This window comes from Caulobacter sp. 05L422 (assembly GCF_056397765.1).
Genome location: NZ_JBFTOB010000001.1, coordinates 234,432 through 248,643 on the forward strand (window position 1 = coordinate 234,432; position 14,212 = coordinate 248,643).

A 14,212-nucleotide genomic window follows, 5' to 3' on the forward strand; every position below is an offset into this window, starting at 1 on the left:
TCAGCGTGTCGAAGCCGGCCACGCCGCGCGACGCCAACTGTCTTTCAGCGAAATCCACGATCCGACGCGCCTTCCGGGATGCGGGCGGATCGAGACTGCAGGGGTCCCGCGACGCTCCCGGGAGGGGGGACGCGGCTTCATCAAAAAAACCCCGCGCGACCAAGGCGCGGGCAGAAAATCAGGGAGAACGGGATGAGCAAGTTCAGTTTCAGCCGCACGCTTAGCCGAGGGGGTCGTAAGACGCTTCTGCGCGGCGGCGTTTCGCTGGTCGCGCTGACCGCGATGAGCGCCGCCATGGGCGCGGCCGCGCCGGCCTTCGCGCAGGACAAGGACGCAGCCGTGGTCGACGAAGTCGTCGTCATCGGCGTGCGCAAGTCGCTGGCGACCTCGCAGGAAATCAAGAAGAACGCCGACACCGTGGTCGACTCGATCACCGCCACCGACATCGGCGCCTTCCCCGACAAGTCGGTCGCCGAGGCGCTGCAGCGCGTGCCGGGCATCACGGTGTCCCGCCTGCAGTCCAGCGACGACAGCTCGCACTTCTCGGCCGAGCCGGCCGGGGTGCTGATCCGCGGCCTGACTCAGGTGCGCACCGAGTTCAACGGCCGCGACAGCTTCTCGGCCGACGCCGCGCGCGGCCTGAACTTCAACGACATCTCGCCGGAGCTGATGGCCGGCGTCGACAGCTACAAGAACCAGACGGCCGAGATGATCGAGGGCGGCATCGCCGGCACGGTCAACCTGCGCACCCGCCTGCCGTTCGACAGCAAGGACCAGGTGATTTCGCTCTCGGGCAAGGCCAACTACGGCAACCGCTCCGAGAAGGTCACCTACGAGTACTCCGGCATCATCAGCAAGACCTGGGACGTCGACATGGGCCGCATCGGCATCATGGCCGACTACGCCTATTCGCACGTGCTGACCCAGACCGAAGGCGTGGTGATGCAGCGCATCGGCACCTTCTGCTCGGCCGGCATGAACGACGTCAACGGCAAGGCGATCGTCAACGCCGACGGCTCGATCCCCTGCACGGCCAACCCCTACGGCGGCTCGGGCTGGCGCTACATCCCCGACCAGGTCAACTACTCGCAGGTCGAGTATGACCGGGTCCGCAAGGGCACGGCCCTGGCGTTCCAGTACGAGAACAACGACGGCACCGTCCGCTTCAAGGCCCAGTACAACGACTCCAAGTACAAGAACGCCTGGCTCGAGCGCAGCGTGAACGTGGTCGGGTTCGGCCTGTGGGCCGCGCCGGCCTATTCGCCGCAGACCACGGCCTTCCTCGCCCCGGCCCAGGGCTCGCCGGCCTTCACCTTCGGCCCGGACGGCATGCTGACCTCGGGCATCCTGACCCAGCCGACCGGCGACTGGGGCTCCAGCACCCAGGACAACATCAACCGCGGCTCGGCGGTCCCCGGCCTGCCCTTCGTCAACTACTGCGGCGGGATCCCGGCCTGCGCCACCCAGCGCCAGGGTCTCTACATCGAGAACCAGGCTCGCAACTTCGACCACTCCGAAGGCACCCGCGACATCTCGGCCAACCTGCAGTGGGACGTCAGCGACCGCCTGCACACCAGCTTCGACGTCCAGTACATCGACGCCGACACCAACAACTACGACATCCTGGTCGCCAACCGCACGATGGCCGACGCCCAGTACCGGGTGAACGGCGACGGCACGCCGCAGATCACCCTGCAGCCGGGCTCGAACGTCAACTACGCGCCGGGCTTCCTGTCGAACCCGCACAACTACTGGATCCCGTTCATCCAGGATCACTACGAGGACAACGACGCCACCGAACTGGCCCTGCGGGCCGACGGCGAATACGAGTTCAACGAGGGCGGCTGGCTGAACTCGCTGAAGGTCGGTGTGCGCTATGCCGACCGCAAGCAGAAGGTCCGCTACTCGACCTACAACTGGTCGCCGGTGGCCGCGCCGTGGAACTGCAACGGTCCGGGCTTCAACATCGACAACACCACGCCCCAGCCCTATCCCGCCGCCTGCGGTCACGCCGGCGATTTCAAGGGCTACGGCGCGGGCATCTGGAGCGTCGCCAGCCTCGACAATTTCTACAACGGCAAGGTGTTCCCCAACAACGAGCTGGTGTTCCTGAGCAAGGCCACGCTGGCCGACCACGACGGGCTGATCAAGGCGCTGAGCGGCGCGACGACCAACTCGCCGATGGCCTGGACCCCGCTGTGCCAGCGCACGACCAACACCGAGGGCTGCTTCATCGATCCCGAAATGGTCGATGTCGAGGAAGAGACCATGGCGGCCTACGGCATGCTGCGGTTCGGCGGCGACGACATGACGATCTTCAACGGCGTCACCGTGCAGGGCAATGTCGGCCTGCGCTTCGTCCAGACCAAGACCACCAGCTCCGGCGGCGTCGCCTTCCCGACCAGCACCTGGTACACCTCGGCCGCGACCACGCCCTGCTCGGCGCCGCTGGGTCCCAACTCGGTCACCAACATCTCGTGCTGGCTGACGCCGAGCCTGCTGAACTTCAGCAACGGCGGCGGCGCGGAGAACGACTTCAGCGGCAAGCACGACAACTGGCTGCCCAGCTTCAACGTGCGGTTCGGCCTGAGCGACAAGAGCTTCATCCGCTTCGCCGCCTCGCGGGCCATGTCGCGGCCCGACTTCGGCCTGCTGCGCAACTTCGTCGGCGTGCAGAGCCCGGCCCTCAACACCACGCCGGACTCGCCGTTCGTGATCTGGACCGACCCGAACGCCCCGCACGTGGCGGCCAACGTCAAGGGCTATAACTTCCAGTTCAACGCCGACTCCGGCTTCGGCGCGCTGAAGCCGATCACCGCCGACCAGTTCGACCTGGCCTTCGAGCACTACTTCAACGAAAGCAGCTCGTTCAGCTTCGACCTCTTCTACAAGAAGCTGAACGGCAGCATCGCCTACGGCGAGTTCCTGCGCTCGTTCACCAACAACGGCGTGACCCAGAACGTGCTGGTCCGCGGCCCGCGCAACGGCAACGGCGGCGGCGAACTGAAGGGCTTCGAGGTCGCCTACCAGACCTTCTTCGACTTCCTGCCGTCGCCGTGGGACGGCCTGGGCGTCCAGGCCAACTACACCCACACCAAGCAGGAGGGGATCAACAACTCCAACCTGGCCACCCAGCCGGGCTACGCGGCCGGCGGCACGGTGGCCTTCGGCGGCGGCCTGCAGGTCAACGGGGCGGTCATGGACAGCCACCGCCTGGCCGGCATCTCGGACGACTCCTACAACCTGGTGGGCCTGTACGAAAAAGGCCCGATCGCCATGCGCCTGGCCTACAGCTGGCGCTCGTCGTTCCTGACCAACAACCTCGACTGCTGCATCGGCCTGCCGATCTATCAGAAGGGGACAGGCTTCCTGGACGGCTCGATCCGCTATCAGGTCAACAACAACATCGAAGTGTCGCTGGACGGCTCCAACCTCCTCGACACCAAGACGGTGTTCCAGCAGCAGGTCTTCGGCGACTCGGCCCTGACCCCCGGCGCCAAGCCGGTGAAGATCGACTCGTCGTGGATCCGCAACGACCGTCGCGTCCAGCTCGGCATCCGCTTCAAGTACTAGTCCCGATCGGGCGACGCCGTCGCGGAGGTTCCGCGGCGGCGTATGCTCCGGCGTAAACGGGAGGCCACGATCATGCAGACTGACAAAGCCGAGGCCCTGAAGGTCGTCATCGTCGGCGGCGGCACGGCGGGCTGGATGTGCGCGGCCGGCCTGGCGCGGCTGCTGGACCCGAATGCCTACGACGTCACCCTGATCGAGTCCGACGAGATCGGCACGGTGGGGGTCGGCGAGGCCACCCTGCCGCACATCAAGACCTACAACGACATGCTGGGGATCGACGAGGCGCAGTTCCTGCGCGAGACCCAGGGCACGATCAAGCTGGGCATCGAGTTCCGCGACTGGAACCGTCCCGGCGACCGCTACATCCACCCGTTCGGCACGTTCGGCGAGCCGTGGAACGGGGTCGACTTCCAGCACCACTGGGCGCGCGCCCGCCTTGCAGGGCGGGAGGTGGCCCCCTTGCAGGCCTATTCCTACGCCGTGGCCGCGTGCCGGGCGAACGCCTTCGAATTTCCGAACCAGGACGACAAGTCGATCCGCTCGACCTACGCCTACGCCTACCATTTCGACGCCAGCCTCTATGCCGGTTTCCTGCGTCGGTGGTCGACGGCGCGGGGCGTCAAGCGCGTGGAAGGCCTGGTCGCCGACATCGCCCGCGACACGGCCTCGGGCCACGTCCAGGCCCTGACCCTGAAGTCGGGCGCGCGGATCGCCGGCGATCTTTTCATCGACTGCACCGGCTTCCGCTCGCTGCTGTTGGGCGGGCAAATGGATGTGGCGTGGCAGGACTGGGCCCAGTGGCTGCCCTGCGACCGCGCCCTGGCCGTGCCGTGCAGGACCGGCGGCGACGGCCTGACGCCCTACACCCGGGCCAGCGCCGACCTCGGCGGCTGGCGCTGGCGCATACCGCTGCAGCACCGCACCGGCAACGGTTACGTGTTCTCCAGCGAATTTCTAAGCGAGGACCAGGCGCGTGAGACCCTGCTGGCCAAGCTGGACGGCGAGGCGCTGGACGAGCCCCGGCTGCTGCGCTTCAAGGCCGGCCGCCGGGTGCGCGGCTGGAGCGGCAACGTGGTGGCCATGGGCCTGGCCAGCGGCTTCCTGGAGCCCCTGGAATCGACCAGCATCTTCCTGATCCAGGCCGCCGTGATCGACCTGGTCAACCTGATGCCGACGCCGGGGCCGGGCGACCGCATGGACCCCCGGCTGGTCGCCGAGTTCAACCGGTTGTTCGAGATCCAGTACGACCGGGTCCGCGATTTCCTGATCCTGCACTACCGCGCCAACAGCCGGCTCGGCGAGCCGCTGTGGGACCACGTGCGGACCATGCCGATCCCCGACAGCCTGGCCGCGAAGATGGAGCTGTTCGAGGCCCGCGCCGCCCTGCCGGACTACAAGTACGGCCTGTTCTCCCGCGACAGCTGGCTGTCGGTGTTCGAGGGGCAGGGGCTGACGCCGCGCGCGTATGACCGGCTGGCCGAGAGCCTGCCGCTGGACGACCTCGAGGCCCGGCTGGCCGACCTGAAGACCCGCATCGACAGCAATGTCGCGACCATGACCCCGCACGCCGACTTCCTGGCCCGCTACGCGCCCGGCGACGTCGCGGCGGCGGCTCTGACCCCGGCGGTGGCGTGATGGGCGCGCCCGGCAGCATCGTCGTCGTCGGCCGCGACGCCGCCCTGTGGCTGTCGGCCTGCGTGCTGCGCCAGGCCCTGCGTCCGGCCGGGGTCAGCGTCACGGCCGTCGAGCTGCCCACCCGCCTGGGCGCGGCCGACCTCCTCGCCAGCCTGCCGCCGCTGGAGGCCATGCACGGCCTGCTGGGCCTGGACGAGGCGGCCCTGCTGCGCGCCACGCGCGGCGCCTTCTCGCTGGGCCAGAACTTCGCCGACGTCTCGGGCGCGACCCCGGCCTTCTTCCACGCCCACGGCGCCTATGGCGCGCCGATCGACAACCGCGACTTCTTCCCGTTCTGGCTCAAGGCCCGGGGCCTGGGCCTGAACGTGGCGCTGGACGAGTTCTCGCTGACCGCCGCCGCCGCCAAACAGGGCCGCGTGCTGCTGCCCGACGAGGAGACCGAGGTCTTCGGCCGCGCCGACTACGGCTACCACCTGCCGGCCATGGCCTATGCCGCCAGCCTCAAGACCCTGGCGGGCCGGTTGGGCGTGACGCTGCATCAGGCCCTGGCCATAGCGCCGACCTTGGACGCGGACGGCGAGATCGCCGCTCTGGACCTGGGCGAAGGCCGCTGCGTCGGGGGCGATCTGTTCGTCGACGCCACGGGCGGCGAGGGCGTGCTGATGACCGCCCTGGGCGTGGCCCGCGAAAGCTGGCGCGAACACTTCCCGGCCGACCGGGTGCTGCGCGCCCAGGGTCCACGCTTCGCCGCCCTGCCGCCCTATGCCGACATCCGGGCCTGGGCGCGTGGGTGGGTGGGCCTCTATCCGAGCCAGGCCCGCACCCATGTGACGCAGGTCTATGCGAGCGATCTGTGCACGGACGACCAGGCCCTGGAGCTGGCCGGCCGCATCTCCGGCCAGGCCCTGACCGACGCGGTGGTCTCCGTCAGCGATCCCGGCCGCCGCTCCGAGGCCTGGGCCCGCAACTGCGTCGCCGTCGGCGAGGCGGCATGCGCCTTCGATCCGGTGCACGGCGTCGAGCTGCAGGCCGTGCAGCTGGGTCTGGTGCACCTGCTGTCGCTGTTCCCGGTGGCCGGCGAATTCGCCGCCGAGCGCGCCGCCTATAACGCGACGATGCAGGAGGTCTACGAGCGCCTGCGCGACTTCCAGTCGGCCCACTACGTCGCCAACCGCTACGCCAAGGCGCCGTTCTGGGAGCGGGCCCGGGCGGCCGTCGCGTCCGAGGTGCTGGCCCACAAGATCGCCGTCTTCCAGGCGCGCGGCGAGGTCCCGCCGTCCGAGCACGAGACCTTCGTCGCCGACAGCTGGCGGGCCCTGTTCAGCGGCCACGGCCTGACGCCCGAGACCCACGCGCCGATGATCGACCGCACCGCGCCCGAGACCATGAAGGGCGAGTTTCGGCGCATCCTCTCCTTCATCAAGGAACAGGTGCTCAAGCAGCCGACCCACGACCTCTATCTGGAAAGCTTCTGCTGATGGACGGCGGCGGCGTGATCAGCAATCCAGCGGAGGGGGAGGTTCTCGACATCGACGCCCTGCCGCGCGTGGCGGCGGTCTTGCGGCCGTCGTCGGCCGAGTTCGAGGCCATCGTCCGCGCCGAGCGGCCGGTGGTGATCCAGGGTCTGGTCGACGCCTGGCCCGCCATGGCCGCCGGACGCCAGGGGCCCGCGGCGCTGAACGCCTATCTGAAGGCCATGGACACCGGCGCGCCGGCTCCGGTCATGGAAGCCCCCGCCGCGACCGGCGGCCGTTTCGGCTATGGCCCAGACCTGCGCGAGTTCGCCTTCTCCAAGCGCCAGGCCGGGATCGGCGAGACCCTGGACCGGATCGAGCGCCTGCTGGGCGATCCAGCCGCGCCGTTCGTGGCCATCCAGATGCTGCCCCTGGCCAGCCACATGCCAGAGTTCGTGCGCCAAAATCCGACGCCGCTGCTGCCGCCCCGGGTCATGCCGCGCCTGTGGATCGGCGGGGCCGTGCGCACCCAGACCCACAACGACCGCGACCACAACCTGGCCTGCGTGATCGCCGGCCGCCGCCGCTTCGTGCTGTTCCCGCCGACCCAGGTGGTCAACCTCTATGTCGGCCCGCTGGACAATCCGCCGCCGCTGTCCCTGGTCGATCCCGAGGCTCCGGACCTGGCGCGCTTCCCGCGCTACCGCGACGCCTACGCGGCCGCGCAGGTCGCGTGGTTGGAGCCGGGCGACACCCTGTTCATGCCGAAATACTGGTGGCACCACGTCACCTCGCTCGAGCCCTACAACGCCATGGTCAACTGGTGGTGGGGCGACGCGGGCGCCGGGTTGGAGCGGGCCAACGACGTCTTCCTGACCGCGCTTCTGGCCTTCAAGGACCTGCCGCCCGGCGAGCGCGCCTACTGGAAGGCGATGTTCGAGGCCTATGTGTTCGCCGACGACGGCGAGGCGACCGCCCACATCCCGGACGCCCTGAAAGGCGCGCTGGGGCCGATGAGCCCGTCGTTCCGCGCCGCCCTCAAGCACCAGCTGAAGATGGCCTTCCTGAAGGGCGGCGCATGACCGTGGCCGCCGCCGTTCCCCCCTTGCGGATCGGTCGCCGGATCCGGGTCCAGCTTCAGCACGTCGGCCAGGAGCGCCAGCCGCTGCTGATCGTCGACGACGTGCTGGACGACCCGGACGCGATGATCGACGACGCCCGGCAGGCCGAGTTCTACGCGCCCAAGCACACCCACTATCCGGGCCTGAACGCGCCGCTGCCGGAGTCCTACTACCGCACCGTGGTCACCGCCCTGCGCGGCCCGATCGCGGCGGCGTTCGGGCTCTCCAGCGACGCCTATCTGAAGTATTTCGGCTTCTTCGCCCTGGCAACGACGCCGGTGCGCGAGGCCGAGCCGATCCAGAAGATCCCGCACCACGACGGGCCCGACCCGCATCGCCTGGCCATGGTCCACTACCTGTGCAGGGGCGACCACGGCGGCACCGGCTTCTTCCGCCACAAGGCCACCGGCTTCGAGAGCGTCGACCGCGATCGCCACCAGACCTATGTCGCCGTCGCCCAGGCCCAGCTGGCCGCGCGCGGCGTCGGGGCGGCGGTCTATGCGGGTCGCGACATGGCCGATTACGAGCTGATCGGCCAGGCCGACTGCGTGTTCAACCGGCTGATCGTCTATCGCAATCACGTGCTGCACTCGGCGCTTCTCGGCCCGGAGCCGGGCAGTGGCGATCCGGGCGCAGGCCGGCTGACCGCCAACGGCTTCATCGAGGCGGTGACCTCCTGATGCGCCGCTCATCCCCCCTTTTCGCCGCCCCTGAACGGGCGACGGGACAAGTCCTCCCCTGCGTCTCGGTTCTGGCCTGCGGGGCCGAGACGCCCTTTTTCCTTCTGACGCCCCACTTCCTTCTTACGAAAGAGACCGTTCGATGATGTTGCGAACCTCGGCCCTGTTCGGCGCCCTGCTGAGCGCCCTGGCCGCCCCGGCTTTCGCGCACGCCGCCCAAAACGAAGGAGGCCGCGAGTGCGCCCAGTCGCCGGGCAAGGTGATCGAGGTCTGCGTGTTCACCAAGGACGGCGGGGCCTTCTACGAGGTGTCGCGCGGCGGCAAGCCGGTGCTGGCGGCCGCGCCGCTGGGCCTGACCTTCGCCGGCGAGCCCGCCGCCCGGATCACCGCCCTGACGGCGGCCAAGCGCGGCGCGTCCGACACCACCTGGGAGCAGCCCTGGGGCGAGCAGCGGACGATCCGCGACAACCATTCGGACCTGACCGTCTCGCTGGCCGGCGACACGGCGCTGAACAAGACCTTCGACGTGACCTTCCGGCTGTTCGATGACGGCCTGGGCTTCCGCTACGCCTACGGCGCGATCCCGACCGGTACGAACGTCGCCGTCACCGACGAGCGCACGGCCTTCAAGCCCGTCGGCGCCTATGACGCCTGGTGGTACGAGGGCCTGGGCCAGGAGCGCGACGAGTACCTCTACAAGCAGACCGACGCCCGCCGGATCACCCTGGCCGAGACGCCCCTGACCCTGAAGCGGACGGATGCGCCCAAACCGGGAGAGGGGGGCCTCTACCTGTCCTTCCACGAGGCGGCCCTGGTCGACTTCCCCAGCATGCTGCTGGCCGGCGACGGCTCGGGCGTGCTGAAGGCCCGGCTGATGCCCTGGCAGGACGGGACCCTGGCCAAGAAGACCGGCCCCTTCACCACCCCCTGGCGTACGGTGCTGATCGGCGAGACCGCCGGCGCCCTGGCCGACAGCCGCCTCGAGCTGAACCTCAACGAGCCCAGCAGGATCGCCGACACCTCGTGGATCAAGCCGGGCAAGTACGTCGGCATTTGGTGGGAGATGCACCTGGAGCGGTCGACCTGGGGCAGCGGTCCCAGGCACGGCGCCAACACCGCCAACACCAAGCGCTACATGGACTTCGCGGCCAAGTACGGCTTCGACGGCGTGCTGGTCGAGGGCTGGAACGAGGGCTGGGACGGCGACTGGATCAGCAACGGCGAGAAGTTCAGCTTCACCAAGGCCTATCCGGACTTCGACCTGAAGGCGATCACCGACTACGGCAAGGCCAAGGGCGTCAGGCTGATCGGCCACAACGAGACGGCCGGGGCGGTGCCCAACTACGAGGCCCAGCTGGAAGACGCCATGAAGCTCTATGAGAGCGTCGGCATCTCGCAGGTGAAGACCGGCTACGTCCGCCATAGCGGCACGATCCTGGACCAAGCGGGCGAGAAGCAGTGGTTCGCCGGCCAGTACATGGTCCGCCACAACCTGCGCGTCGCCCAGGTGGCGGCCCAGCACCACATCTCGATCGACGCCCACGAGCCGGTCAAGGACACCGGCCTGCGCCGCACCTGGCCCAACATGCTGAGCCGTGAAGGCGCGCGGGGCCAGGAGTTCAACGCCTGGGGCAATCCGACCAACCCGCCCGAGCATACGGTGATCCTGCCGTTCACGCGGATGCTGGCCGGGCCGATGGACTACACGCCGGGGGTCTTCGACGTGGTGCACGGCAAGGCCGATCTGACCCGCCGCGGCCAGTCGACCCTGGCGGTGCAGCTGGCCCTGTACGTGGTGCTGTACAGCCCCATCCAGATGGCGGCCGACCTGCCGGAGAACTACGAGGCCCGCCCCGACGCCTTCCAGTTCATCCGCGACGTGCCCACCGACTGGGAGGTCTCCAAGACCCTGCAGGGCGAGATCGGCGACTACATCGTGGTGGCCCGTCAGCCGCGCGGCGGCAAGGACTGGTTCCTGGGCGCCCTGACCGACGAGACCGCCCGCAAGCTGACCCAGAAGCTGGACTTCCTGGCCCCCGGCAAACGCTACGAGGCCCAGATCTACGCCGACGGTCCGGGCGCGGACTACATCACCAACACCACGGCGTTGGCGGTGTCGAAGAAGGTGGTGACCAGCAAGGATTCGCTCGAGTTCGACATGGCCCCCGGCGGCGGGACGGCGGTGCGGTTCAAGGCGCTGGACTGATCGCCTGCGCCCTAGGCGGCGTCCTGGATGTCGAAGCGCGCCACCTTGCCGTCGCGAAGGCGGAAGACGTGTCCGACCGTCTTGTCCTTGAGCCCGTGCGTCTGCCTCTGGAGCGGCCGGCCTTCGAGGTCGCGGACGGTCTGCAGGACCTCCGCGACGATCGCGCCGTCCGCGGTGCGGTGAAAGCCCACGGGCTCGACGTGCGGACTGACCATGGCCCACTGGCGCGTCCAGTATTCGCGCACGGCCTCGCGGCCATGGACATGGCCGCCGTCCATCCCGTTGGCCCAGGCGACGTCGTCGGTAAGCGCGGTCAGCACGCCGTCGATGTCCCGCGCGTTGAAGCGATCGTAGAGGCGTTCAACGATTTTGACGTCGTCGTCCATCGGGTCTCTCCTTGCGGGGCGCGGGTGTTGCGCTGAAGGACAACTCAGATACATATGTGCATATGTATCTGAGTTGTCGCGGACGCAAGGGCTGAGATGACGACGAACCTGGATGTGCTCTCCACGCCCGGACACCTGATCAGCCTGGCGGCGCGCGGGTTCGCCCGCCTCAGCGAGGCGCGGCTCAAGCCGCTCGGATTCGGCGTCGGGCACCTGCCGGTGCTGGTCGCGCTTCGGGACGGCAAGGCCAGCACCCAACGGGACCTCGCCCGCTTCGCCAAGGTCGAGCAGCCGCCGATGGCCCAGATGCTGGCCCGCATGCAGCGCGATGGGCTGATCCAGCGCACGCCCGACCCGGCCGACGGGCGCAGCAGCCGCATCACCCTGACGAAGCTCGCCGAAGCGCGCATGCCGGACGCCGTCGCCGTGCTGCTGCGGGGCAATCAGGAGGCGCTGCGCGGCTTCACGGACGAGGAGGCCGGCCTGCTGGTCGACCTCCTGACGCGTCTGATCGCCAATCTCGACCGGGTCGCGAGCGCCGAGGCGTCCTAGCCCGCCGTCACGCTCACCGTGCTCGCCTTCAGCCCCGGCGCGGACGCCGTGATGCGCAGCTCGCCCGCCTGACCACGTCGTGTACGGACGATCGCCTGGGCCAGGCCATTGAAGGCCTGGCGCTGGCTGGCGACATCGCTCTCGTGACTGGTCGGGTTGCCGTTGCCGACGCCGATCACCTGGCCGGGACCGGTCACCGCGAAGGTCACGAGATCGTCGGCGCGGGGCACGGGCTGCCCCTTAGCGTCCAGCACTTCCACCTTGAGGATGGCGACGTCCTGGCCGTCGGCGGCCACGCGCGAGCGGTCGGCGGTCAGGCGCAGGGCAGCGGGCGGTCCAGCCGTCTCGCGGCGTTCGCGCAGGATGACCTTGCCGGCCTTGTAGCCGTGGGCCTCGATCATGCCGGGGGCGTAAGGGATCGACCACTCGACGTGGTGGTTGGGCACGACATCCCGCACGCCCTGGCTCTTGCCGTTCAGGAACAGCTCGACCTTGTCGCAGTTGCTGTGCGCCCAGACCGTGATCGGCTGGCCCTCGCGGCCTTCCCAGTTCCAGTGCGGCAGCAGGTGCAGCAGCGGCTCGGGACGCCACCAGGCGCGGTAGTAGTAATAGTTGTCCTTCGGGAAGCCGCAGGTGTCGAACGCGCCGAAGTGCGAGCTGATGCTGGGCCAGCGGTTGAAGGGCGTGGGCTCGCCGCGATAGTCGAAGCCGGTCCAGATGAAGCCGCCGGCCACCCACGGACGGTCGGCCGCGTGGCTCCACCACTTCTCGGCCGTGGTCGCCCACCAGGGGTGGTCGGTGTCGTAGGCCGGGACGTAGCTCTTGGCCTCGTCGCGCACGTACTCGCCGCGCGTGGTGACCACGCTGGCGCTCTCGGTGCCGATCACCGGCACGTTCGGGAAGCGGGCGTGGAAGTCGTCCATCTTCTCGTGGCGATAGTTGAAGCCCTGGACGTCGATGACGGCGCTGATGCCCTCGCCGAAGCCGGAGTCCATGGCCGCGATGACCGGGCGGGTCGGGTCCAGGCGATTGACCAGCCGCTTCATGGTGGCGGCCACCTTGGCGCCGCGAGCGGTGCCCTGCTGCGGCTCCTCGTTGCCGATCGACCAGAGAATCACCGACGGATGGTTGCGGTCGCGGCGGACCAGCCGCTCCAGCTCGTCCATCGCGGTGGGGTCGCTGGACATCCGGCGGGTCTCGTCGATGACGAGGATCCCCATGCGGTCGCAGGCGTCCAGCAGCTCGGGCGTGGGCGGGTTATGCGCGGCGCGATAGGCGTTGTTGCCCATCGACTTCAGCTGCTCCAGTCGCCAGACCTGCAGGGCGTCGGGAATGGCCGCGCCGACCCCGGCGTGGTCCTGGTGGTTGCAGCTGCCCTTCAGCTTCACGGGCTGGCCGTTCAGCAGGAAGCCCTTCGCGGCGTCGAAGGCGATCGAGCGCACGCCGAACCGGGCGACATGGCGATCCACGACCGCCCCGCCGACCTTCACCTCGGTGACCAGGCTGTAGAGGTGCGGGTTCTCCAACGTCCACGGGAGGGGGCTGGGCAGGGTCACGGTCAGCGACAGCGACTGGCGCTCCCAGGCCGGCAGGCGGCCGGACGCGGCGGCCGGGGTCAGCACCGGCTTGCCGGCGGCGTCCAGCACGGTGTGCAACAGTTCGAACTCGGCCCGGGCGTCGCCCTCGTTGACCAGGTCGGTGTCGATGGAGACGGTCCCGTCGAGCTTGGCGCGCACGAACACGCCCCACCGCGGCACGTGGACCGGGGCGGTCTTGACCAGCCAGACGTGGCGATAGAGGCCCGCGCCCTCGTAGAACCAGCCTTCGCCCAGGCTGGCGTCGACGCGCACGACCAGGGTGTTTTCCTCGCCGATGTTGGCGATGTCGGTGATGTCGACGCGGAACGGGCTGTAGCCGCTGTCCTCGCGCTCGAGGATGTAGCCGTTGACGATGACCAGGGCGTCGCGGAAGGCGCCGTCGAACTCGATCGACAGCCGCTTGCCGGCGTCGGCGGCGGGCAGGGCGAAGGTCTTGCGGTACCAGCCGACGCTGGTGTCGGGGAACTCGCGGCCCAGGGGCTTGTAGCCGTGGGCGGCGCGCAGGTCCTCGTCGTCGGGCTTGCCGGACGGGACGTAGGCGGGGTTGTCGACGAAGGGCAGCTCGACCGCCCAGTCGTGGGGCAGGGTGACGGGCGCCCAGGCGCCGGCGTCGAACTTCGGGTCGGACAGCTGGCTGACCTGCCAATTGGCGGCGGTCGCGCCGGCCTTGGCGAAGGTGCGCTGGTTGGCCCCGAAGCCGAAGTCGCGGGCCGGGTCCTGGGCGTGGCCCAGCTTGAAGCGCCAGTCGAAGTCCAGCGACAGGCGCTCGCGCGGGGCCAGGTCGACGGAGGGCAGGGGCGAGAGCGCGGGCGAGGCGGGCGTCTTGCCCTTGGGAGCAGCGCTGGCGGCGGAAGCGGCCGCCAGAGCGGCGGCGGCGGCGGTGGCGGCCAGGGCTTGGCGGCGGCTGAAGTCGACCATGGAGTCCTCACGCGGAAAGGCAAAAAAATGGGGAGGAAGCGGTGCGCTTCCTCCCCAGTCGCAGGATCATCGGGGAGGGTGATGAATCC

At 69.2% G+C, this 14,212-nt stretch carries 9 protein-coding genes; 7 read left to right on the forward strand and 2 right to left on the reverse strand.

Translation table 11 applies throughout. The features are described from left to right. The first annotated feature begins 192 nt into the window (after window positions 1-192). The 6 genes from AC1DMQ_RS00950 (at window position 193) to AC1DMQ_RS00975 (ending at window position 10,669) form a co-directional block, all read left to right on the forward strand. Window positions 193-3,573 (forward strand): TonB-dependent receptor, encoded by a 3,381-nt coding sequence (locus tag AC1DMQ_RS00950; RefSeq protein WP_477031675.1) that lies wholly within the window; start codon window positions 193-195, stop codon window positions 3,571-3,573. A gap of 72 nt (window positions 3,574-3,645) precedes the next feature. Beyond that, window positions 3,646-5,208 (forward strand): tryptophan halogenase family protein, encoded by a 1,563-nt coding sequence (locus AC1DMQ_RS00955; RefSeq protein ID WP_477031676.1) that lies wholly within the window; start codon window positions 3,646-3,648, stop codon window positions 5,206-5,208. After that, window positions 5,208-6,686: a tryptophan 7-halogenase gene (locus tag AC1DMQ_RS00960; protein ID WP_477031677.1), complete on the forward strand. Its 1,479-nt coding sequence runs from the start codon at window positions 5,208-5,210 to the stop codon at window positions 6,684-6,686. The genes AC1DMQ_RS00955 and AC1DMQ_RS00960 overlap by 1 nt, the downstream gene beginning before the upstream one ends. Then, window positions 6,686-7,744, forward strand: coding sequence for a cupin-like domain-containing protein (locus AC1DMQ_RS00965; RefSeq protein ID WP_477031678.1), 1,059 nt, complete (start codon window positions 6,686-6,688; stop codon window positions 7,742-7,744). Before AC1DMQ_RS00960 ends, AC1DMQ_RS00965 begins: the two co-directional genes overlap by 1 nt. Further along, window positions 7,741-8,463 carry a DUF6445 family protein gene (locus AC1DMQ_RS00970; protein ID WP_477031679.1) on the forward strand — a complete coding sequence of 241 codons (723 nt, stop codon included), beginning with the start codon at window positions 7,741-7,743 and terminating at the stop codon, window positions 8,461-8,463. The genes AC1DMQ_RS00965 and AC1DMQ_RS00970 overlap by 4 nt, the downstream gene beginning before the upstream one ends. A gap of 142 nt (window positions 8,464-8,605) precedes the next feature. After that, window positions 8,606-10,669, forward strand: a complete 2,064-nt coding sequence (locus tag AC1DMQ_RS00975) for a glycoside hydrolase family 97 protein (RefSeq protein WP_477031680.1) — start codon at window positions 8,606-8,608, stop codon at window positions 10,667-10,669. A gap of 11 nt (window positions 10,670-10,680) precedes the next feature. On the opposite strand, the gene AC1DMQ_RS00980 is transcribed toward AC1DMQ_RS00975, so the two are convergent. Further along, the gene (locus tag AC1DMQ_RS00980) at window positions 10,681-11,055 is read right to left on the reverse strand and encodes a nuclear transport factor 2 family protein (RefSeq protein WP_477031681.1); all 375 of its coding nucleotides are present in this window, start codon (window positions 11,053-11,055) and stop codon (window positions 10,681-10,683) included. A gap of 96 nt (window positions 11,056-11,151) precedes the next feature. On the opposite strand from AC1DMQ_RS00980, the gene AC1DMQ_RS00985 reads away from it, so the two are divergent. Then, window positions 11,152-11,607: a MarR family winged helix-turn-helix transcriptional regulator gene (locus AC1DMQ_RS00985; protein WP_477031682.1), complete on the forward strand. Its 456-nt coding sequence runs from the start codon at window positions 11,152-11,154 to the stop codon at window positions 11,605-11,607. Here AC1DMQ_RS00985 and galA read toward each other — a convergent pair. Then, complete coding sequence (gene galA, locus AC1DMQ_RS00990) at window positions 11,604-14,123, reverse strand: beta-galactosidase GalA (protein ID WP_477031683.1); 2,520 nt, start codon at window positions 14,121-14,123, stop codon at window positions 11,604-11,606. The genes AC1DMQ_RS00985 and galA overlap by 4 nt on opposite strands. Window positions 14,124-14,212: the final 89 nt, after the last annotated feature.

Excerpts from the sequence above, each read along its gene's own strand:
- AC1DMQ_RS00950 (WP_477031675.1), top strand. The coding sequence starts at position 193 with ATGAGCAAGTTCAGTTTCAGCCGCACGCTTAGCCGAGGGGGTCGTAAG.
- AC1DMQ_RS00955 (WP_477031676.1), top strand. The coding sequence starts at position 3,646 with ATGCAGACTGACAAAGCCGAGGCCCTGAAGGTCGTCATCGTCGGCGGC.
- AC1DMQ_RS00960 (WP_477031677.1), top strand. The coding sequence starts at position 5,208 with ATGGGCGCGCCCGGCAGCATCGTCGTCGTCGGCCGCGACGCCGCCCTG.
- AC1DMQ_RS00965 (WP_477031678.1), top strand. The coding sequence starts at position 6,686 with ATGGACGGCGGCGGCGTGATCAGCAATCCAGCGGAGGGGGAGGTTCTC.
- AC1DMQ_RS00970 (WP_477031679.1), top strand. The coding sequence starts at position 7,741 with ATGACCGTGGCCGCCGCCGTTCCCCCCTTGCGGATCGGTCGCCGGATC.
- AC1DMQ_RS00975 (WP_477031680.1), top strand. The coding sequence starts at position 8,606 with ATGATGTTGCGAACCTCGGCCCTGTTCGGCGCCCTGCTGAGCGCCCTG.
- AC1DMQ_RS00980 (WP_477031681.1), bottom strand. The coding sequence starts at position 11,055 with ATGGACGACGACGTCAAAATCGTTGAACGCCTCTACGATCGCTTCAAC.
- AC1DMQ_RS00985 (WP_477031682.1), top strand. The coding sequence starts at position 11,152 with ATGACGACGAACCTGGATGTGCTCTCCACGCCCGGACACCTGATCAGC.
- galA (WP_477031683.1), bottom strand. The coding sequence starts at position 14,123 with ATGGTCGACTTCAGCCGCCGCCAAGCCCTGGCCGCCACCGCCGCCGCC.